This is a genomic window from Neisseria sp. 20925_1_37, from assembly GCF_041433255.1.
GTDB classification, from domain to species: Bacteria; Pseudomonadota; Gammaproteobacteria; order Burkholderiales; family Neisseriaceae; genus Neisseria; species Neisseria flavescens_D.
In genome coordinates, this window is the sequence record NZ_JAPWBC010000018.1 from 1 (window position 1) to 20018 (window position 20018).

Sequence of the window (20018 nt, forward strand, 5' to 3'; positions counted from 1 at the left end):
GAATATAAAATCAGTCTTGAGCCGGCTTGTAATTTAGCTGCCATGATGCGCCCTTTTATTATCGCCATGGCTTGGTTGGTAGCTTCGTTTTTCGTGGCTAGAGTCGTCAGAAATAACGCATAGGGGGATTTATGAAATTTTTAGCTGCTCTTGCTCCATATTTGATAAACCATGTTGTCAAATACATTCTGACTGCCTTAGGGGTTTCTATCATTACCTATGTCGGTTTTGACGCCCTTATGAGCAATCTTAAAAATCAGTTTATAAGCAGCATGGGGGCGGTTCCCGCCGGAGCGATCCAAATATTTTATATCGCAGGCGGTGGCGTTGTTCTGAACATCATGTTTGGCATGCTCGCCTTTGTCGTTACTTTTAAAACTCTGTCTAAATTAAGCTTCGGCAAGAAAGGTTAAAGATGGCCGCTATTACTCTGATTACAGGTAAACCAAGAATCGGCAAAACCGCCTTTGCTGTTGAACTGCTTATGTTTGATGACTTCTATAAAGGCAGAAAAATCTTTTCCAATATCAACGGCCTTTTGATAGACCATCATAAACCGCCGGAAGGGCATAGCTGGGAAGACATGCATGAATGGCTGAAATGGAAAGAGAATATAGGCTCTGTCGTCATCTATGACGAAGTGCAATATCTGTTTCCGACACGTTCAAGCGGCTCAAAAATGCCCGAAAACGTCGCCTTTTTGAACATTCACGGCCATTACGGTATCGACATGATACTAATCACACAATCGCCTAAGTTGCTTGACGTGAATTTGCGCGAAGTAGTTAATAAGCATATACATATAGCTGCAAACAAAATGGGCGGTTTGACTAGGCTCGAATGGAACGAAGTAGCCTTAAATTCTACACAACAGGCAAGAAACGCCTTGTCCAGTTCGCATAAAATTAGACAAGAGGTTTTTGAATACTACAAATCCGCCGAAGTGCATACTGCGCATTCTCACGTCAAATCAAGGTGGTATTACGTTATCATCGCAATGTTGTTTATCCTGCCGTGTATCTTAGGTTTGGTCGGATTTATGGGCTATAAGATGTATCAGGGTTATAAAGATAAAGCAGGAATGACAACACAGGTCGAAGAACCAAAGGAAACTACAGGTTTTAAAAATCCGCTTGATCCTGAAAACCAAAAGGAAATGATGCCGCAAAGTGGAATTCAGGGGCAAAACCTCAAACCTGAAGATTTTGTCCCTGTTCTTGCCGAAAAGCCCGAAAGTAAACCCATCTATAATGGCGTCCGTCAAGTCAAAACATTTGAGTACCCTGTCGGCTGCGTCGATGGCGGCAAAAGCGGATGTACCTGTTATTCATCTCAAGGTACACCGCTTAAAGAGATCACAAAAGCAATGTGCAAAGACTACGCAAGAAATGGATTGCCGTTCAACCCATACAAGGACGAACAACAGGCAGCACAACAGCAACAGACCGCACCGCAGACAGCCTATGAGCCTGAAAAAGGGCAAGTCCTTACGATGGGCGGTAAAAGCCCTCAAAATTTGATGTATGACGGCTATGTTGAAGCAGGCGAAACAACAGGATCACAAAACGGTGCAAAGGTCGGCAGTTAAGAGATATTTATTTAATTGTTGATGTAGCCTAAGCGGAATCAACGGTTAAATAAATATCAACGGGGTGCGGGAACTCCCGCTTTTTTGAAATTGGGTAAATTAAATTGAAACCTGTAAATCGTTTTACTTAAGACGGTTTACAGGTTTTTGTTTAAGCGCAAAGCAAAGACCGGGGCGGTTAGGCAGATGAACGACCTAGGCAGAAAAAGCCGATAAAAAGAAATGCTGACCGTCTTCTACCATCCTTGAAATTGAATATCATCATAGCCGCGACAGGCTGAATAAATAAGGAAAATCCCATCATGAATACAATCGGATTGGACATATCGCAAAAAACGATAGACGCAACACTGCATAAGACCGACGGAAGCACATATTACACAAAGGTTGGAAACAATCGCGAAGGCTTCCAAAGCCTAAAAGACTGGATAAAGGCAAACAAGGTCAGAAAATGCGTCATCGGAATGGAAGCAACGGGCATATACTACGAAGCCGCTGCCGAAAATCTGTCCGAAACCTACACCGTTTACGTCATCAATCCCCTGAAAATCAAAGACTATGGCAAAAGCCAGTTTAATCGCACGAAGACCGACAAAGCCGATTCAAACTTGATTGCTGAATACACCAAACGGCATGCGGACAAAATCATACCGTACAGTAAACCCAAAAACCGCTACCTGCAAAAACTCATCAACCTGAAACAGCAACTTAAAGACCATCAGAAGCAAATTAAAAACCGCCTACACAGTTCAGATGACGAAATGATACAGGCGATTCATCAAGAACTTATCCAAGCCTATCAGGATAAAATCGACCAAACCCAAACCGCCATAGACGCACAAATCGGACAAGCAGAAACTGACGGCCACTATCGAAACCTGCAAACCATAGCAGGTATAGGCAAAGACACCGCCGCCATATTGTATGCCCAACTGACAGACAAAACCTTCCAAACCGCAAACCAATTCGTATCATACGCAGGACTAAGTCCTCAGACCGAACAGTCTGGGACGAGCGTCCATAAGAAAGGCAGATTGAGCCGCTACGGACATCGCCGGGTTAAACGCTCCCTGTATATGCCCGCACTGGTTGCCTATCGGACGGGTGCATTCCCTCAGCTCGTTCTCAACATGACGAATGCAGGCAAGCCCAAAATGGTCATCATCGTCGCCATCATGCGCAAACTGGCGAAGTTGGCCTATTACATTGTCAAAACGGGCAAGCCATATGACAGCACGCGACACAAAGCGGCGCAGGCGTAAACTGTAAAAACAAACTAAACAAAAAGAAAAACGGTTACAGGAAATGTAACCGTGTATTGTCATACCGTCAAAAAGCGTAAAACAAAATAACCATATAAAATATAAAGTTACAAATATATTCCATTTAACTTGTTGACGGGCAATATATCATCTTTTTATATATCAACGCTTAAATTAATTTTCGTTGAGGGTAGGTAATAGGAATAAAAAAAGAGCCTGCATAAAACAGGCTCTTTTTCATACTAATCCGAAGATTAGAATTTGTGACGCAGGCCAACCAAACCAGAGATGGTTTCAACTTTGTGAGGGCCAGACTCCGCACCACGCAACCAGCCGGCAGAAACCAGAGCAGTAGTGCGTTTAGAGAAGTCGTAGTCAGCACCAACGATAACTTGGTCGTATTGAGTGCCTTTCAGTTTTTCGCCATCAACTTTAGCTTTGAAGCCGTGAGCGTAAGAAACGCGAGGAGTTACGTTACCGGCGCGGTAAGCGGCAGTAGCGGCAACTTCAATAGTTTCAACACCTTTGCCATCCAAACCAGCAGCAGTACCAAATACTACGTTAGAAGCGTTAGTACCAGCAGTGCGCATATCATCAGTTACAACACCGTTAGATTGGGCTTGAGCGTAATCACCCAAAGTTTCCCAGTTTTTAGCGTATTGACCGGCTACAGATACAAACAGGTTGTTAGCATCGTAACCAGCTACCAAACGTTGTACGTGACCGTCTTTATAACCGTTTTTAGTATCTGCAGAGTTTTTACGGAAACCACCAGCGTATTGACCGAAGAAACCAGAGTTTTCGTAGTTCAGGCCAGCGTAGTAAGTGTCACGAGAAGGTTTGTTGTGGTCATATTTGTCAGCAGGGTTGGCGTTGTCGCGTGGAGTATATTGTACGCTTGCGCTGAAGCCTGAGAATACAGGGCTGTCGTAGCGTACAGATACTGCACGTTTACTGTCGTCAACACGAGTGAATACAGACAGGTTCAAAGCACCGTTGCTGCTTTCCCATTGGTCGACATTGTCGCTGGTATTTTTAACAGTAGAGTCCAAGTTACCGGCACGTACTTTACCGAAGCCACCTTCCAAACCGATAAAAGATTCGCGATTAGCCCACTCTTTATTGCCACCGGCGATAGAAGTGTTTTGTTCAACTTGCCAGATAGCATTCAGGTTGTTACCCAAGTGTTCGTGGCCTTTGAAGCCGATGCGTGAACCAAAGTCAGCGATTTCAGTAGCAGTTTTAGAGCTTTTCTCTTTACCCAGTGCAGTAGCGGTTTTTTCACCCAATTTTACTTTGGATACTTCAACACCTGCTTTAATTTGACCGTACAGAGTTACGTCAGCCATAGCTGCAACAGGCAGAGCCGCCAGAGTCAAGGCAATCAGAGATTTTTTCATTGCTGTTTTCCTTTTTTAAGTGTGAAGAAGCGAGCATTCGTTCTTCTTATTACGATATCGTTCTCTTTCAACGATTCCATGACCATAATATAAAGGTTATGGCCTAGGAAAACAAATTTTCCTCTTGTTTTGAGTGATTTTTGCAGGGAAACGTTGTTTTTTACAGACAGGGTAGAAGCATAAGGCGGTCTTTTATTTTGTAATGTGTTTTTCTAAAAGGGAATTTTGGGATGGCTATAAAATATGGAGTATATAAAATTGGGTTATGAATATTGTTTATCGTGTTTTCAGACGGCCTTGATAATTGGAATTTATAGTGTATTGGGTTTGCAAATATATAAAAAACCTGCCTGATTGCTCGGGCAGGTTTTATTTGATTGGAAGACAGATTAGTTTTTGTCTTGGTCAACCAGTTTGTTTTTGGCAATCCAAGGCATCATGGAACGCAGTTGAGCGCCGACTTTTTCAATTTGGTGATCAGCGGTCAGACGGCGACGGGCTGTCATGCTGGCATAGTTGACGGCACCTTCTTGGATGAACATTTTAGCGTATTCGCCGGTTTGGATGCGTTTGAGGGCATTGCGCATGGCTTCGCGGGATTTGTCGTTGATGACTTCGACGCCGGTTACGTATTCGCCGTACTCTGCATTGTTGGAAATGGAGTAGTTCATGTTGGCGATGCCGCCTTCGTAAATCAGGTCAACAATGAGCTTCATTTCGTGCAGGCATTCGAAGTAGGCCATTTCTGGAGCATAGCCTGCTTCGGTCAGGGTTTCGAAGCCGGTTTTGATCAATTCGACCACGCCGCCGCACAATACGGCTTGTTCACCGAAGAGGTCGGTTTCGGTTTCTTCGCGGAAGTTGGTTTCAATCACACCGCCTTTGGTACCGCCGTTGGCTGCTGCGTAAGACAGGGCGATGTCGCGTGCTTTGCCGCTTTTATCTTGGTAAACGGCGATCAGGGAAGGCACGCCGCCGCCTTTCAGGAATTCGCTGCGTACGGTGTGGCCTGGGCCTTTAGGGGCAACCATGATAACGTCGAGGTCGGCACGGGGTACGATTTGGTTGTAGTGTACGTTGAAGCCGTGGGCAAATGCCAATACTGCGCCTTCTTTCAGGTTAGGCTCGATTTCGTTTTTGTATACGATAGGTTGGTTTTCGTCAGGCAACAGAATCATCACAACGTCGGCTGCTTTGGTTGCTTCGGCAACGGTGCGTACGTCGTGGCCGGCTGCTTCGGCTTTTTTCCAAGAGCCGCCTTGGCGCAGACCGATTACGACATTTACGCCGGAATCTTTCAGGTTTGCTGCGTGTGCGTGACCTTGTGAACCGTAACCGATGATGGCAACGGTTTTGCCTTTGATTAGAGAAAGGTCAGCGTCTTTATCGTAATAAACTTGCATTTTATTTCCTTAGTGTAAGAGGGTTCCGGATAATCCGGGTTGAGTTAAAAGTAATAGGGGGTTAGGCAGGGACTTGGTTCATCAAGACAATTTCCAATGCTTCGGTTTTTCCTTCGATGGATTTGATGAAGTTTTGGAAATGTTCGCTGGCATTGTGTTCGTCAATAGCTGCTTGGGATTTCCAGCTTTCTACGAATACGAAACGGTTGGGTTTGCCGATTTCTTGGTGCAGGTCGTAGCTGATGTTGCCTTCTTCTGCACGGCTGGCTTTGACCAATTCTTTAAACTGGGCAGCCAGAGCCTCGGTGTATTCGGGTTTGACGGTAACTAATGCAACGATTTGGATGCTTGACACGTTTGTCTCCTACTGTTTTTCAGACGGCCTTTGTTGAAAGTAAAAGGCCGTCTGAACGATACAGCGTTAAATTTTCAAAATACGCTCGCCGCGGCCGATGCCGGCTGCGCCTGTGCGTACGGTTTCCAAAATTTGAGCACGACCGACTGTTTCAAGGAAAGAGTCAAGTTTTTCGGTAGAGCCTGTGATTTCGATGGTATAGCTGCGGTCTGTTACATCAATAACACTGCCGCGGTAGATTTCGGTCAATCGCAGGAATTCGTCGCGGTCTTTGCCGACGGCGCGGACTTTTACCAACATCAGTTCGCGTTCGACAAAACGGCTTTCGTTCAAGTCAACCACTTTGACAACTTCAATCAGTTTGTTGAGTTGTTTGGTGATTTGTTCGATAACGTGCTCGTCGCCGTGGGTGACAATGGTCATACGGGACAAGGTTTTGTCTTCGGTTGGGGCTACGGCCAGGGAATCGATGTTGTAATCGCGTGCGGAGAATAAACCTACCACACGGCTCATCGCACCTGATTCGTTTTCCATCAGAATAGATAAGATATGTCGCATTTCTTTCTCCTTACGCTTTTGCAATATCGCGCATGTGCGGCGGCAGAACCATTTCATCCAAACCTTTGCCGTTGCCGACCATAGGCAGTACGTTTTGTTTCTTGTCTGTCAAAAAGTCGAGGAATACCAAACGGTCTTTTTGGTTTAATGCTTCCAACAAGGCGCCTTCGACGTCGGATTTTTTGTCCACACGGATGCCGATATGGCCGTAGGATTCGGCCAGTTTGACAAAGTCGGGCAATGAATCGAAATAGGTTTCTGATTCGCGGTTGCCATAATACAGCTCCTGCCATTGGCGAACCATACCCAAATAGCCATTGTTCAATGTAACGACATTGATGGGGACATTATATTGGAAGCAGGTGGACAGCTCTTGGATATTCATTTGAATAGAGCCTTCGCCTGTGATACAGAAGACGTCTTGTTCCGGAGCCGCCAGTTTGGCACCGAGGGCGTAAGGCAGGCCTACACCCATCGTACCCAGACCGCCGGAATTGAGCCATTGGCGGGGACGCTCGAATGGGTAATATTGTGCGGCAAACATTTGGTGTTGGCCAACGTCGGAAGTAATAATGGCTGAGTTTTTGGTAATTTCTGCCAGTTTTTGAACAACGTATTGCGGTTTAATGATTTCGCTGTCGTTTTCAAACCACAGGCAGTTGTGCGAACGCCATTCTTCGATGGTTTTCCACCATTTGTCCAATGAGTCGGCCGAAGGCGCAGTTTCTTGTTTGCCCCACAGATGAATTATTTCGGTTAATACGTTTTTGACATCGCCGACAATTGGAATGTCCACTTTAACGCGTTTGGCAATGCTGGACGGGTCAATGTCGATATGGATGATTTTTTTGGGTTTGTCCAAGAATTTTGACGGTACGGAAACAACGCGGTCGTCAAAGCGCGCGCCGATTGCCAAAACGACGTCTGCATTTTGCATCGCTAAATTGGCCTCGTAAGTGCCATGCATGCCCAACATGCCCAAGAATTGGCGGTCGCTGGAAGGATAGGCACCCAAACCCATTAATGTGCCGGTACAGGGTACGCCGGTCATGCGGATAAATTGGGTCATTTCCTCGGAGGCATTGCCCAATACCACGCCGCCGCCGAAGTAAACGATGGGGCGTTTGGCAGAAGCCAGCATTTGTACGGCTTTTTTAATTTGGCCGATGTGACCTTGTACAACCGGTTGGTAGGAGCGGATGAAGATGTCTTCTTGCGGATAGCTGAATTTGGCCATCGCTTGAGTAACATCTTTAGGAATATCGACGACAACGGGGCCCGGACGGCCGCTGGCGGCAATTTGGAAGGCTTTTTTAATCGTATCAGCCAGCTCGCCAATATTGGTAACCAGGAAGTTGTGTTTGACACAAGGGCGGGTAATGCCGACTGTGTCCACTTCTTGGAATGCGTCTGTCCCGATAAGGGAGTTGCCCACCTGGCCGCTGATGACTACCAACGGAATAGAGTCACTGTAAGCAGTGGCGATACCGGTCAGGGCATTGGTTACGCCCGGGCCGGAAGTCACCAAGGCAACGCCGACTTTGCCGCTGACACGGGCATAGGCATCTGCCGCATGTACGGCGGCCTGCTCGTGGCGAACCAGGATGTGCTTGAATTTATTGAGTTGGAAAATGGCATCGTAGATTTCGATAACCGCACCACCGGGATAGCCGAATACGTATTCAACACCTTCGGCTTTGAGACTTTGCACGACGATTTGTGCGCCTGATAATTGCATATTGACCTCTTTTATGTGGTTTCTAACCAATAGGAACAATCCGCCTCACCACAGCACCTGTAATGCAATTCCGCCAAGCAGCGATTTAGGGTACGCGCATTGAGGGAATACGGCGACAGTCAGACTGTCCAAACAATTGGAAAGGAACACAGAGTTTGTGAAAAAGAGTAGAAACGATAACGCAAACCGACTGTTCAATCAAGATAAAATCTTTCATCTTTTAACATTTGAAACGGGAAAATAGATTGAAGGTTGATTTTAAAGAAATAAAAAAACAGTTTTATTGATCTTGGTGTGAATGGATTGTTGACAGTTTGAGTAAGGAGAAGGTTTTTACAAATGAAGAATAGCAAAAAACCTCTTGACTGAATCAAGAGGTTTTTTAAATTTGGTGCCCAGGGTCGGACTCGAACCGACACACCTTGCGGCGGGGGATTTTGAGTCCCCTGCGTCTACCAATTTCGCCACCTGGGCTAGCGAAGAAGTCGTCATTATAGCGAGTTCTCGAATCTTGTAAAGCAGTAATTGAAAAAAAATCGGATTATTTTTATATTTGTTTGATTTTTAATGAATTAAACTTTTTACGTTTGATGGCTATCTAAATGGAAGTCAGATTTTTAAAACAAAAAAAGCAGTATTTATCTGCAAAAAGGGCTACATTTAATGTATCAAACGCGTTAATATGAAGATGTTTTGTTTTTATATCGGCCGGGCGGTTGTTTGGCCTCACTTATTTGAAACGGTTTTGGAGAAAATTTATGCTTTCCGTCACACGAACTTTCTTACTCAGTGCTTTTGCGTTGGCTGCTCTGTCTGCTTGCCAGCCTAAAGAAGAGGCCAAGGAGGCTTCTTCGACACCTGCCGCTTCTGCCGCACCGACTGCTTCCGGTGAATCTACTGCCAAAGCGCAAGCGCGTGGTACCGATATGCGCAAAGAAGATATTGGCGGCGACTTCACATTGACCGATGGCGACGGCAAACCTTTCAGCCTGAGCGATTTGAAAGGTAAAGTGGTCATCCTGTCTTTCGGTTATACCCACTGTCCTGACGTATGCCCAACCGAGTTGCTGACTTACAGCGACACTTTGAAACAATTAGGCGATCAGGCTAAAGACGTGAAAGTAGTATTTGTCAGCATCGACCCTGAGCGCGATACGCCTGAAGTAATCGGCAAATACGCCAAACAGTTCAACCCTGATTTTATCGGCCTAACGGCTACCGGCGATCAAAGCCTGCCTGTCATCAAACAGCAATACCGTGTGGTATCGGCTAAAGTAAACCAGAAAGAAGACAGCGAAAACTATTTGGTCGACCACTCTTCAGGTGCATATTTGATTGATAAAAACGGCGAAGTAGCGATTTTCTCTCCTTATGGCAGCGAGCCGGAAACGATTGCGGCTGATGTGAAAACTTTATTGTAAAACCGTAGTTTAGGCCGTCTGAAATGGGTTGTGGATTTCAGACGGCCTTCTTGCTTTTGATACGGCAAAGGAAAAGAAAAATGACCGACACACTTTTAACGATTGCTTTATCCAAAGGACGGATTTTTGAGGAAACCCTGCCGCTGTTGGCCGCCGCCGGTATTGTGCCTGCGGAAGAGCCGGAAAAATCGCGTAAGCTGATTATTGGTACGAATTATGACAATATCCGTTTGGTAATTGTACGTGCAACCGACGTGCCGACTTATGTGCAATATGGTGCGGCGGATTTTGGTATTGCCGGTAAGGATGTGCTAATCGAGCATGGCGGAGATGGCCTGTATCAACCTTTAGATTTACACATCGCCTCATGCCGCATGATGGTTGCGGTTAAAAAAGGTTTCGATTACGCCGCTGCGTCCAAACCCGGCAGCCGCTTGCGGATTGCCACCAAATATCCCGACATTGCCGCCGAACACTTTGCCGACAAGGGTGTGCATGTGGACATCATCAAACTGTACGGCTCGATGGAGCTTGCGCCTTTGGTCGGTCTGAGCGACGCGATTGTTGATTTGGTATCCAGCGGCAATACGTTAAAGGCCAATGGCTTGGAAGCTGTGGAACATGTGGCTGATATTTCCAGCCGCTTGGTGGTCAACAAAGCGGCGTTGAAAACCAAATATGCGTTGTTGAATCCGATTATTCAGGCATTTGAAAATGCCGCTAAGGCCGTCTGAAAAGTTTTTGGCAAAACCTGTCTGCCAACCCAGTTTGAAAGCCCCGTCATGATGCAAAGCAAACCGACACTCGATACGATTCTTTCCCATCGATCCATCCGCAGGTTTACTTCCGAACCGATTGCCGATGAAATCCTCAATACGCTAGTTCGCGCCGGGCAGCAGGCTTCGACTTCCAACAACCTGCAATGCGTTTCTATCATCCGCGTATCCGACCTTGCGCTGAGGCAGGGGATACATGAAGCGGCAGGAAGCGCACCTTATATTGTCCATTGTGCGGAATTTTTACTGTTTTGCATCGATTTCTCTAAACACAAGGTGATGTTTCCCGATGCGCAAATTGATTGGACAGAGGTAACCCTGATTGGCGCGGTCGATGCAGGCATTATGGCGCAAAACGTATTGCTTGCCGCCGAATCACTTGGGCTGGGCGGCGTGTATATCGGCGCGTTACGCAATAATGCACAAAAAGTATCGGATGTGTTGAACCTGCCGGATTATTGCGTGCCTTTGGTAGGGTTGTGCCTCGGTTATCCCGACCAAGACCCGCCGCTCAAGCCGCGTCTGCCTAAGGAAATGGTGTATGCCGAAAACGCCTGTCCGAGCCTGAATGCCGATGCGGTTGAAGCCTATAATCAGGCAGTAGCGGATTATTATGAGTTACGCAAGGGCAGTCCGATACCTTGGAAGGAATCGCTGGCCAAAACCTTGGGTAATCCTGTGCGGCCGCATATGTTGGCGTTTTTGCAGAAAAAAGGTTTTTTGAAAAAATAATGTTCAGACGGCCTATGTGTGGCTGAGGCCGTCTGAAAACAATAGGAACGAAACAAGGAAGAGAGCAAACCATGAAGAAACTCGACACCCAATCCCCTGATTTTCAAGCCGAACTCAAAGCGTTACTCGCTTTTGAAACTGCACAAAACCCTGAAATCGACCGTATTGTTGCCGACATCTGCGCCGATGTTCAAAAACGCGGCGATGCGGCGCTGATTGAATACACCAACCGCTTTGACGGCACATCCGCTCAAACCATCGACGATTTAATCCTGACGCAAGACGATTTGCAGTCTGCGTTTGAGCGTTTGCCCGAAAACATTCAGACGGCCTTGAAAACGGCCGCGAGACGGGTGGAAAGCTACCATAAACACCAAAAAATGGAGTCGTGGACTTACGAAGACGAAGACGGCACGCTTTTGGGCCAACAGATTACGCCGCTTGACCGTGTCGGTATTTATGTTCCGGGCGGTAAAGCCGCTTATCCGAGTTCCGTCATTATGAATGCCATGCCTGCCCACGTTGCCGGCGTGAAAGAAATCATCATGGTCGTTCCCACTCCGAAAGGCGAGCGCAACGATATTGTGTTGGCGGCTGCTTTTGTGGCCGGTGTAACCAAAGTGTTTACGGTCGGCGGCGCTCAGGCGGTTGCGGCTTTGGCTTATGGTACGGAATCTGTGCCTCAAGTCGATAAGATTACCGGCCCGGGTAATGCTTTTGTCGCTGCGGCCAAACGACGCGTGTTCGGCGTGGTCGGTATCGATATGGTGGCAGGGCCGTCTGAAATTTTGGTGATTGCCGATGGTACGACGCCTGCCGATTGGGTGGCCATGGATTTGTTCAGTCAGGCGGAACACGATGAAATTGCACAAGCGATTTTGATCGGTACTTCTCAAGCGTATTTGGACGAAGTTCAGACGGCCATGAACCGCTTGATTGAAACCATGCCGCGCCGTGCGATTATTGAAGCTTCATTGGGCAACCGCGGTGCAATGATTTTGGCTAAAGATTTGGACGAAGCCTGCGAAATCGCCAACTATATTTCTCCCGAACACTTGGAGCTGTCGGTTGAGAATCCGCAAGAGTGGTCGAAAAAAATCCGCCACGCCGGTGCGATTTTCATGGGACGCTATACCAGTGAAAGCCTTGGTGACTATTGCGCAGGCCCCAACCACGTTTTACCGACCAGCCGCACGGCGCGTTTCTCTTCTCCTTTGGGAACATATGATTTCCAAAAACGCTCCAGTCTGATTCAGGTTTCAGAACAAGGCGCGCAGAAGTTGGGCAAAACCGCCAGCGTGTTGGCGCATGGCGAAAGCTTGACCGCGCACGCCAGAGCGGCTGAGTTCCGTTTGAAAGACTGAGTGAAACGTTGAAGTCGTAAGAAATCTAAAAGGGCATCTAAACAGATGCCCTTTTTATTGTGATGAAGATTTTAGCTGAGAAGGTATCAGGCCGTCTGAAAACAGATTTAACGGTTTTTCAGCCAGTCATTACGCATTTGTGCGGCTTCTTCAAAATAGCGGTAAAGCTCGGTTTTATTGCCGTCTGAAAGGAGCTGTTCCAATTTGGATAATTGCTCTTTCAAATCGCTGGTCAGTTTGAGCAGGGCAGGGCGGTTGGCCATGCAGATGTCTGTCCAAACGGCAGGATGGCTGGAAGCGATGCGGGTAAAGTCGCGAAAGCCGGTGGCGGCATAGGGGAGGTAGTCTTTGCCGTGCGGATGGTCAACCAAAGCGTGGACATAGGCAAAGGCGGCTAAGTGCGGCAAGTGGGAAACGGCGGCAAAAATGTTGTCGTGTTCTTCGGCGCTCATGGTCGAAATTTGCGAACCAACCGCCTGCCACAGGCTTTTCAGCCGTCTCAGGCCGTCTGAAGCTTCTTGGCCGTGTAGCGTAATGATAAGGCGGCTGTTTTGAAACAAGCCGCAACGCGCGGATTTTGCCCCGCTTTGATCCGAGCCGGCAATCGGGTGGGCGGCAAAACATTGCGGCAGGCGCTCGGACAAGTGGGTGCGGAAGGCATCGAGTGCCGATTGTTTGGTGCTGCCGACATCGGAAACGCAGGCGGTGTCTTTTAAGAAGGGCTTGATGTCGCGGCATACGTCAGGCAGGACGGAGACAGGCGTGGCAATTAAAACCAAATCGGCATTGCCGATGCTTTCGGCGCAAATATCCGGATAGGCATGGTCGATGATGCCGCATTCGAGTGCGTAATTGAGGTTGTCGGCATTGGTGTCGATGCCGGTAACGGTTTGCACCAGTCCCAAGCGTTTGAGGTCGAGCATGAACGAACCGCCGATTAAACCGACGCCGATAAGGGTGATATGGGGAAAAAAGGCGGAAGTGTTCATGGTTTGAATCCGGTACAAGTGGAAAAACTTATTTTAATCCGTTATGGAGGCCGTCTGAAAGTTGTCATCAAGCTTTCAGACGGCCTTTTTTATGGTCGAATTTTCATGATTTAGGCATAGAAAACTCCGTTTAGTAGGAGCATGTAACCGATTATCAGATTTTCATACACTAAAATAATCATCTGAATTAGTATAACGTCTTAAAGTAAGTAATTGGTATCTTAAAGTAAATTATTACATCATATTTTATTTTAATTGATATCGAATAAAATAATTCACTCAGAAAGAAGGAATTTATGAGTTTTTCACAAACCGAATTAGTCAACGCAATGCGTTTGCTTTCTACCCGTCTGCCGCAGTTTCCGGAGCAGCAAAACCAAGTATCCCGCATGTTGCGCATTGTAACCGAACGTTTGAGCAGCCATTTGAACGAAAACCTGAAAGCGTTCGGCATCAATGAAAACCTGTGGTTTTCCCTGATGGCGGTTTACGTCAGCCCAAACAGCGAAATCCTGCCTTCGCGCTTGAGCGACTTGATGGACTTGACGCGTACCAGTGCAACACGCCTGTCGGACGACATGGTTGAGCGCGGCTGGGTAGAGCGTTATATCAATCAGAAAGACCGTCGTCAGATTGTGCTAAAATTGACCCCTTCGGGTGAGACCTTCATCCACGAAGTATGGCCGCAAATTGCCCGTCAGAGCGGTCAGGCGTGGGAAGATTTCACGAAAGAGGATTATGATACGCTGCAACACCTGTTGGGTAAACTGTTGAACCGTTTGGGCAATTGACAACAGACGGCCTGATGGTCTGCGGCAGGCACACATAAACGGAGTCTGTATGAAATTAGGTTTGGTCAAATCAAGCGTATGCGTTGCCGCTGTTTCGCTGTTGGCGGCATGTGCGCCGTTCGGCAAACAGTCGCCTTTGGATGAGACAACAGCCTATCCGCTGCCGCAAGGCCAATCTGCCGCTACTGCCCAAGACGGCTGGTGGATGAAGCTGAAAGATAAAAAATTAAACAATTTGATTGCTTCTGCCATTCAGACGTCTACCAATCTGCGTGTCGTCAAGGCAAGGTTTGAGCAGGCTCAGGCGCAGCTGGGCGTTGTAGGAGCCGCAAACAAACCGCAAGTCGGCTTGGGCGTTACAGGTCTGGGTGCTTATGTTTCACCCAAACCTCAAGCCGGTATGGTCGATACCGACCATACATTGGTTTTGGCGAACGCAGCCTTGCAAGGCAGCTTGGTTTTCGACTTTTGGGGTAAAAACCGAGAGCAGATTCAAGCCGTTTTGGGAAAAAGCCGGGCAGCGGTATATGAAGCGCAGCACATCCGCACCGAGTTGGCTCATGCCGTTGCTGCCCAATATTTTGCGTGGCAGATGGCGACAGAACAACTGGCGCTGCTAGATACGCGCATAGAGCTGGCGGATAAAGCGTTGAAACTGATGCAACAACGCGTTAAAGCGCAGCTGGCTCCTGCCGATGCCTTGCACGCTCTGGAAATGGCGCAACAACAATTGCAGCTTGAAAAATCGGCATGGACTCAGAAAAATGAGAAAATCCGCAACAGCCTGGCTGTATTGACCGGCCGAGTGCCGGGTGCATTAAATGGACAGGTTCCGGAAAAAATGGCGGCTGTGCCGTCATTGCCGGTTAGCCGTATTGAAGCGGACTTGTTGGCGGCTCGTCCCGATATCGCGGCACAAAAAGCCTTACTTGAAGAGAAATGGCATATCGTCAAATCGACCGAGGCAGAGTTTTACCCAAATATCGAGTTGAAAGTTTTGGCAGGTATGACGCACATTGATGCGTTCAATCTGATTCGCGGACGGACTTCCGGTATGTTGGGCATCGTTCCGGCTTTGAATCTGCCATTGTTTACTTCCGGTGCGCTACAGTCTAAATTGGCGGGCAAACGTGCCCAGTATAATGAGCAGGTTGCCGTGTATGACCAAACTGTTTTGAATGCCATGCGTTCGGCAGCAGATGCCGTAGTCGACTATCAAAGCCTGAAAAGTCGACAAGATACTTGGAATAAGATGGTCAATATCGCGGATAAATCTGTACAAAATGCGAAAGGACGTGTTCGTGCAGGCTTGGATAACGGCTTGACCGCCTTGCAAAAACAAGACGAGGCTGCGCGTACAAAAATGTCGGAGGTTCAATACCATGCAGAATATCTGACAGCTTGGAGTAACCTCAATGCCCAGTTGGGCGGAGGCTTTAAATTGAATAAGAAATAAATGTTTTATTAAAACGTAGGCCGTCTGAAAGTAATTTCAGACGGCCTTTTGCTTACCTTATTTACATTTGCTACCGGAAGAAATTATTGTAATGAATAGAGTGTAACTATAAAATATGACCCTTTAGCGCGTTAAACGCGCGTATTTTGGGGACTGATGGTATAAGTCAGCGCCCAGCAAGACAATAATATCGTTATCACATGTGCAAAATTAAAGTTGGGACTTATGGATACTCAATCAGAAAAAAATAATGTCCAAAATGAAACGGAAGTAGCCGCTTCCGGCGCTAAAACGCATCGCAAACGCAATTTAGTTATCGTTACACTCCTATTCCTTATTACGGCAGCTGTAGTTGCTTTGGCGTATTTCCTGTTTTGGCAGCATGAAGAAGAAACGGAAGATGCTTATGTGGCCGGTCATTTGGTGATGATTACGCCGCAGGTAAACGGCACGGTGCGCAAAGTCATGTATGACGATACGGATGTCGTGAAAAAAGGCGATGTTTTGGTGGCTTTGGACGACAGCGATTTTCAGCTGGCATACGATCGTGCGCAAAATGAATTGATTCAGGCCATCCGTCAAAACAAACAGCAAACTGCGGTCAATTCAAAAGCCAAAGCGCAAGTGTTGTTGCGCAAAGCCGATTTGGCCCGTGCGCAAGCCGATTTGCGCCGCCGCGAATCTTTGGCGGGTACGGAAGCAGTTTCCGGAGAAGAGCTCAGCCATGCCCGTGCCGCTGTGGTTCAGGCTCAGGCTGCATTGAAAGCGGTTGAGGCAGAAGAAGTTTCTGCTCAGGCAGCGTTGGGCAGTAATATTCCTCTGCGCCAACAACCGGCAGTTCAGACGGCCATCAGCCACATTAAAGACGCTTGGCTGAATCTGCAACGTACGCAAATCCGTTCGCCGATTAGCGGTCAAATTGCCAAACGCAATGTCCAAGTCGGCCAACGTATCGTGCAAGGTACGCCGATGATGGCCGTTGTGCCTTTGTCTGAATTGTGGGTGGACGCCAATTTTAAAGAATCACAACTGCGCAAAATGAAAATCGGCCAGTCTGTTGAAATGACAGCCGATTTGTACGGCAGTAAAGTGGTTTACCATGGTAAGGTAATGGGCTTGTCGGCAGGTACGGGCAGCGCGTTCTCATTACTGCCGGCACAAAACGCAACGGGCAACTGGATTAAAGTTGTACAACGTGTGCCGGTGCGTATCAGTTTGGATGCTAAAGAATTGCAACAAAATCCACTCCGTGTCGGTTTGTCGATGACTGTTAAAGTCGATATTGCCGAGAAGGGCAGCGGTAAAGCCATGACTGCCGAAGCGGAACGGAATACTGCCTTGCCGGAAACGGAAAGTGTGGATTGGAAAGCCGCCGATGCTTTAGTCGATAAAATCTTCGAGCAATACGCAAAATAATCTTTTCAGACGGCCTGAGTCTTTTATTGAAGGCTCAGGCCGTCTGAAATATTGATTCTCTTCAATCGACCGCTTTGGCGGTTGTCTTATAGTTTATAAATATGAATTATCCGCCGTTACAAGGGTTTAAGCTGGTGTTGGCAACTTTGGCGCTCAGCTTGGCCGTATTTATGGAAGTCTTGGACAGCACTATCGCCAACGTTGCCGTGCCTGTTATTGCAGGGGATTTAGGCGCGGCTACCACGCAGGGAACTTGGGTGATTACCTCATTTGCCGTAGCCAATGCCATTTCCGTTCCCTTGACAGGTTTTTTGGCCAAGCGGTTTGGCGAGGTCAAAATCTTTATCGCCGCTGTGATCGGGTTTGTTGTAACGTCATGGCTGTGCGGTATGGCACATAATCTTCAAGCCTTGGTTTTTTTCCGTGTATTGCAAGGTTTCATCGCCGGGCCATTGATTCCCTTGTCCCAAAGCCTGTTGATGGCTTCCTATCCGCCTGAAAAACGAACATTGGCACTGGCATTATGGGCAATGACCGTCGTTGTTGCTCCTGTATTGGGACCGATTCTAGGCGGTTGGATTTCGGACAACTGGCATTGGGGATGGATTTTCTTTATCAATATCCCGATCGGGATTTTGTCTGCAACCATTGCTTGGAAGCAGCTTAGACACAGGGAAACTGAAGTCGTCAGGGCCCCAATCGATTATGTCGGGCTGATGTTGATGATTGTTGGTGTCGGCGCATTGCAAATGATGCTTGATAGAGGTAAGGAATTGGACTGGTTTGCCTCGGGAGAGATTATCGTTTTGGGCGTTACCGCTTTGGTGTTTCTAACCTATTTTATTGTTTGGGAACTGGGCGAGAAATACCCGATTGTCGATTTGTCATTGTTTAAAAATAGAAACTTCACGATAGGCGTTGTTGCTACATCATTGGGCTTTATGGTCTATATGGGCACATTGACTCTGCTGCCTTTGGTGTTGCAATCAAATCTTGGTTATACCGCTACTTGGGCAGGTTTGGCTGCTGCACCGGTGGGCTTCCTGCCGATTATTCTGTCGCCGATTATCGGTAAGTTCGGGAATCGAGTCGATATGCGCCTGTTTGTCAGTGCCAGCTTCTTGGTGTTTGCCTACACATTTCATTGGCGAACCGATTTCTATGCCGGCATGGATATGAGCAATGTCGTTTGGCCGCAGTTTTGGCAGGGTTTAGGCGTAGCCATGTTCTTCCTGCCTTTGACCAGTATCACGCTGTCGCATATGAAAGGCAACCAAATTGCCTCGGCCAGTAGCCTGTCTAACTTCTTGCGAGTCTTTATGGGCGGTGTCGGAGTGTCCGTTGTCAGCACCATGTGGGAACGGCGCGAAGCCCTGCACCATACTCAACTGACCGAACATATTAATTCATTGTCCTCAATCAGCAACCAATCTATTCAAGGCATGATGGCCAATGGTCTGAGCAAGGAGCAAGCCCTGGCTGCGATAAATAGTACCATTTCCCAACAAGGCTTTATTATTGGTTCGAATGAAATCTTCTTGGTAGGCAGCATCATATTCATCAGCATGATCCCCATTATTTGGCTGGCAAAGCCGCCATTTAACGGTTCCAGTGGGGGAGGACATTAGATAAAAGGCCGTCTGAATTTCAGGCGGCCTTTTATCTATATATTATTTAAGACTCAATAACAGATCCCTAAATGCATTTGGATCTTTAATAAACGTCATTTCTCCTGATTGAGGGAAATGGAAATCAAGCAGGCGCGATACCCAGAAACGAATACATCCGGCTCTTTGTGCAGTAGGGAAATATGCACGTTCTTCATCAGATAATGGACGTACACTTTCATAGCCATGGATAAAAGCATCATAAAGGACAGGGTCTAATTTGTTATCAGCTGTTCGTGCCCAATCGTTAACCGCAATTGCCAGGTCGTACATGAAATTACCGTTGCACGCATAATAGAAATCGATAAAGCCGGAAACTTCGTCTCCATTAAGCAATACGTTGTCCTTAAATAAATCGGCATGGATAATACCGGAAGGCAAATGCTCTCCCAGATTTTTATCTAAAGCAGCAACTTCAGATTGAAGTAGTGCGGCATCCTCAGAATCTAAAACAGGTAGCAATTGAGTGCAGGCATTATGCCACCAGTCATCATAACGAGGATTTTTCATTTTTAAAGGAAAGTCTTGACCGACTAAATGCATTTTGGCCAGCATAGCACCGGTATGGAAGCATTGAGCTTCAGTTGGCCAGCCAGTATCAGAACCATTCAAACAAGTAACCAAACATGCCGGCTTCCCAGCCAAAATAGAATGCAGTCCGCCATCTTTACGAGCAATCGGAGCGGCGCAGGCAACACCATTCAGACTCAAATGCTGGTTTAGTTCTAGAAAGAAAGGCAGTTCTTCTGATTTCAAAACCTCAAAAACAGTCAATACATAACGACCGGTTGAAGTAGTCAAGAAATAATTACTATTAGTAATTCCTTGAGCAATCCCCTGCAAAGAGACAAAATCTCCCAAATCATATTGCAGCAAGAAATCGCTCATTTGAGCGTCGGAAACACTGGTATAGACAGACATAGCAAACTCGAAGCTGAAATAAACTCAAAGAAACATCATACCAAAAAACAAGCGTCAACAATATAAATTAAAGCATAGGTCAAATTCAAAAGGCCGTCTGAGACCAAAATTCCAGACGGCCTTAGTATTGAACCGGATTGGATTTTGGAAGCGAATAGGGGAGATTTGAGGTGTTTTTAGA

The 20018-nt window shown here is 47.1% G+C and carries 19 protein-coding genes and 1 tRNA gene; 12 read left to right on the forward strand and 8 right to left on the reverse strand.

All coding sequences use genetic code 11. The features are described from left to right. Nucleotides 1–9: 9 nt before the first annotated feature. From O3661_RS10075 to O3661_RS10090, 4 genes are all read left to right on the forward strand, one after another. Nucleotides 10–123, forward strand: a complete 114-nt coding sequence (locus O3661_RS10075; protein WP_371492224.1) for a virulence factor TspB C-terminal domain-related protein — start codon at nt 10–12, stop codon at nt 121–123. An 8-nt stretch (nt 124–131) separates the two neighbouring features. After that, nucleotides 132–413, forward strand: coding sequence for a DUF2523 family protein (locus tag O3661_RS10080; protein ID WP_070461276.1), 282 nt, complete (start codon nt 132–134; stop codon nt 411–413). 2 nt (nt 414–415) lie between these two features. Beyond that, nucleotides 416–1588, forward strand: coding sequence for a zonular occludens toxin domain-containing protein (locus O3661_RS10085; protein WP_371493325.1), 1173 nt, complete (start codon nt 416–418; stop codon nt 1586–1588). Between the two features lie 302 nt (nt 1589–1890). Next, nucleotides 1891–2850, forward strand: a complete 960-nt coding sequence (locus O3661_RS10090; RefSeq protein WP_371493327.1) for an IS110 family transposase — start codon at nt 1891–1893, stop codon at nt 2848–2850. A 254-nt stretch (nt 2851–3104) separates the two neighbouring features. On the opposite strand, the gene porB is transcribed toward O3661_RS10090, so the two are convergent. From porB to O3661_RS10120, 6 genes are all read right to left on the reverse strand, one after another. Further along, nucleotides 3105–4250 carry a trimeric porin PorB gene (porB, locus tag O3661_RS10095; protein ID WP_371493329.1) on the reverse strand — a complete coding sequence of 382 codons (1146 nt, stop codon included), beginning with the start codon at nt 4248–4250 and terminating at the stop codon, nt 3105–3107. Nucleotides 4251–4639: 389 nt separating this feature from the next. Further along, nucleotides 4640–5653 (reverse strand): ketol-acid reductoisomerase, encoded by a 1014-nt coding sequence (ilvC, locus tag O3661_RS10100; protein WP_004521030.1) that lies wholly within the window; start codon nt 5651–5653, stop codon nt 4640–4642. Nucleotides 5654–5714: 61 nt separating this feature from the next. After that, nucleotides 5715–6008: a putative quinol monooxygenase gene (locus O3661_RS10105; protein ID WP_371493331.1), complete on the reverse strand. Its 294-nt coding sequence runs from the start codon at nt 6006–6008 to the stop codon at nt 5715–5717. A gap of 66 nt (nt 6009–6074) precedes the next feature. Further along, the gene (gene ilvN, locus O3661_RS10110; protein ID WP_003748480.1) at nt 6075–6566 is read right to left on the reverse strand and encodes an acetolactate synthase small subunit; all 492 of its coding nucleotides are present in this window, start codon (nt 6564–6566) and stop codon (nt 6075–6077) included. 10 nt (nt 6567–6576) lie between these two features. After that, nucleotides 6577–8304: a biosynthetic-type acetolactate synthase large subunit gene (gene ilvB / locus O3661_RS10115; RefSeq protein ID WP_371493332.1), complete on the reverse strand. Its 1728-nt coding sequence runs from the start codon at nt 8302–8304 to the stop codon at nt 6577–6579. 389 nt (nt 8305–8693) lie between these two features. Further along, nucleotides 8694–8778, reverse strand: a tRNA-Leu gene (locus O3661_RS10120). Between the two features lie 284 nt (nt 8779–9062). Here O3661_RS10120 and O3661_RS10125 point away from each other — a divergent pair. From O3661_RS10125 to hisD, 4 genes are all read left to right on the forward strand, one after another. Next, nucleotides 9063–9725 carry an SCO family protein gene (locus O3661_RS10125; RefSeq protein WP_371493333.1) on the forward strand — a complete coding sequence of 221 codons (663 nt, stop codon included), beginning with the start codon at nt 9063–9065 and terminating at the stop codon, nt 9723–9725. Between the two features lie 80 nt (nt 9726–9805). After that, a complete protein-coding gene (hisG, locus tag O3661_RS10130) occupies nt 9806–10459 on the forward strand; it encodes an ATP phosphoribosyltransferase (RefSeq protein ID WP_371493335.1) in 654 nt (217 codons plus the stop codon). A 48-nt stretch (nt 10460–10507) separates the two neighbouring features. Continuing rightward, the gene (gene nfsA / locus O3661_RS10135; RefSeq protein ID WP_371493336.1) at nt 10508–11233 is read left to right on the forward strand and encodes an oxygen-insensitive NADPH nitroreductase; all 726 of its coding nucleotides are present in this window, start codon (nt 10508–10510) and stop codon (nt 11231–11233) included. A 71-nt stretch (nt 11234–11304) separates the two neighbouring features. After that, entirely contained in the window at nt 11305–12597 is a 1293-nt protein-coding gene (hisD, locus tag O3661_RS10140) for a histidinol dehydrogenase (RefSeq protein ID WP_371493338.1), read from the forward strand. A gap of 107 nt (nt 12598–12704) precedes the next feature. Here hisD and O3661_RS10145 read toward each other — a convergent pair whose 3' ends face one another. Next, nucleotides 12705–13586 carry a prephenate dehydrogenase gene (locus tag O3661_RS10145; protein ID WP_371493339.1) on the reverse strand — a complete coding sequence of 294 codons (882 nt, stop codon included), beginning with the start codon at nt 13584–13586 and terminating at the stop codon, nt 12705–12707. A gap of 296 nt (nt 13587–13882) precedes the next feature. Between O3661_RS10145 and O3661_RS10150 the strand changes: the two genes are divergently transcribed. The 4 genes from O3661_RS10150 (at nt 13883) to O3661_RS10165 (ending at nt 18877) form a co-directional block, all read left to right on the forward strand. Further along, nucleotides 13883–14377: a MarR family transcriptional regulator gene (locus tag O3661_RS10150; RefSeq protein ID WP_004521040.1), complete on the forward strand. Its 495-nt coding sequence runs from the start codon at nt 13883–13885 to the stop codon at nt 14375–14377. A gap of 49 nt (nt 14378–14426) precedes the next feature. Then, entirely contained in the window at nt 14427–15833 is a 1407-nt protein-coding gene (locus O3661_RS10155) for an efflux transporter outer membrane subunit (protein ID WP_371493341.1), read from the forward strand. A gap of 225 nt (nt 15834–16058) precedes the next feature. Beyond that, complete coding sequence (locus tag O3661_RS10160) at nt 16059–17249, forward strand: efflux RND transporter periplasmic adaptor subunit (protein WP_371493343.1); 1191 nt, start codon at nt 16059–16061, stop codon at nt 17247–17249. Nucleotides 17250–17350: 101 nt separating this feature from the next. Further along, on the forward strand, nt 17351–18877 hold the full coding sequence (locus tag O3661_RS10165; RefSeq protein ID WP_371493345.1) for a DHA2 family efflux MFS transporter permease subunit: 1527 nt from the start codon (nt 17351–17353) through the stop codon (nt 18875–18877). Between the two features lie 42 nt (nt 18878–18919). On the opposite strand, the gene thrB is transcribed toward O3661_RS10165, so the two are convergent. After that, nucleotides 18920–19837 carry a homoserine kinase gene (thrB, locus tag O3661_RS10170; RefSeq protein WP_371493346.1) on the reverse strand — a complete coding sequence of 306 codons (918 nt, stop codon included), beginning with the start codon at nt 19835–19837 and terminating at the stop codon, nt 18920–18922. Nucleotides 19838–20018: the final 181 nt, after the last annotated feature.

What these genes read in the sequence shown, in the direction of transcription:
- ilvN (WP_003748480.1), bottom strand. Translation starts at nt 6,566, where the DNA reads ATGCGACATATCTTATCTATTCTGATGGAAAACGAATCAGGTGCGATG.
- O3661_RS10080 (WP_070461276.1), top strand. Translation starts at nt 132, where the DNA reads ATGAAATTTTTAGCTGCTCTTGCTCCATATTTGATAAACCATGTTGTC.
- ilvC (WP_004521030.1), bottom strand. Translation starts at nt 5,653, where the DNA reads ATGCAAGTTTATTACGATAAAGACGCTGACCTTTCTCTAATCAAAGGC.
- O3661_RS10145 (WP_371493339.1), bottom strand. Translation starts at nt 13,586, where the DNA reads ATGAACACTTCCGCCTTTTTTCCCCATATCACCCTTATCGGCGTCGGT.
- ilvB (WP_371493332.1), bottom strand. Translation starts at nt 8,304, where the DNA reads ATGCAATTATCAGGCGCACAAATCGTCGTGCAAAGTCTCAAAGCCGAA.
- thrB (WP_371493346.1), bottom strand. Translation starts at nt 19,837, where the DNA reads ATGTCTGTCTATACCAGTGTTTCCGACGCTCAAATGAGCGATTTCTTG.
- hisD (WP_371493338.1), top strand. Translation starts at nt 11,305, where the DNA reads ATGAAGAAACTCGACACCCAATCCCCTGATTTTCAAGCCGAACTCAAA.
- O3661_RS10155 (WP_371493341.1), top strand. Translation starts at nt 14,427, where the DNA reads ATGAAATTAGGTTTGGTCAAATCAAGCGTATGCGTTGCCGCTGTTTCG.
- hisG (WP_371493335.1), top strand. Translation starts at nt 9,806, where the DNA reads ATGACCGACACACTTTTAACGATTGCTTTATCCAAAGGACGGATTTTT.
- O3661_RS10150 (WP_004521040.1), top strand. Translation starts at nt 13,883, where the DNA reads ATGAGTTTTTCACAAACCGAATTAGTCAACGCAATGCGTTTGCTTTCT.
- O3661_RS10090 (WP_371493327.1), top strand. Translation starts at nt 1,891, where the DNA reads ATGAATACAATCGGATTGGACATATCGCAAAAAACGATAGACGCAACA.
- O3661_RS10160 (WP_371493343.1), top strand. Translation starts at nt 16,059, where the DNA reads ATGGATACTCAATCAGAAAAAAATAATGTCCAAAATGAAACGGAAGTA.
- nfsA (WP_371493336.1), top strand. Translation starts at nt 10,508, where the DNA reads ATGATGCAAAGCAAACCGACACTCGATACGATTCTTTCCCATCGATCC.
- O3661_RS10085 (WP_371493325.1), top strand. Translation starts at nt 416, where the DNA reads ATGGCCGCTATTACTCTGATTACAGGTAAACCAAGAATCGGCAAAACC.
- O3661_RS10165 (WP_371493345.1), top strand. Translation starts at nt 17,351, where the DNA reads ATGAATTATCCGCCGTTACAAGGGTTTAAGCTGGTGTTGGCAACTTTG.
- porB (WP_371493329.1), bottom strand. Translation starts at nt 4,250, where the DNA reads ATGAAAAAATCTCTGATTGCCTTGACTCTGGCGGCTCTGCCTGTTGCA.
- O3661_RS10125 (WP_371493333.1), top strand. Translation starts at nt 9,063, where the DNA reads ATGCTTTCCGTCACACGAACTTTCTTACTCAGTGCTTTTGCGTTGGCT.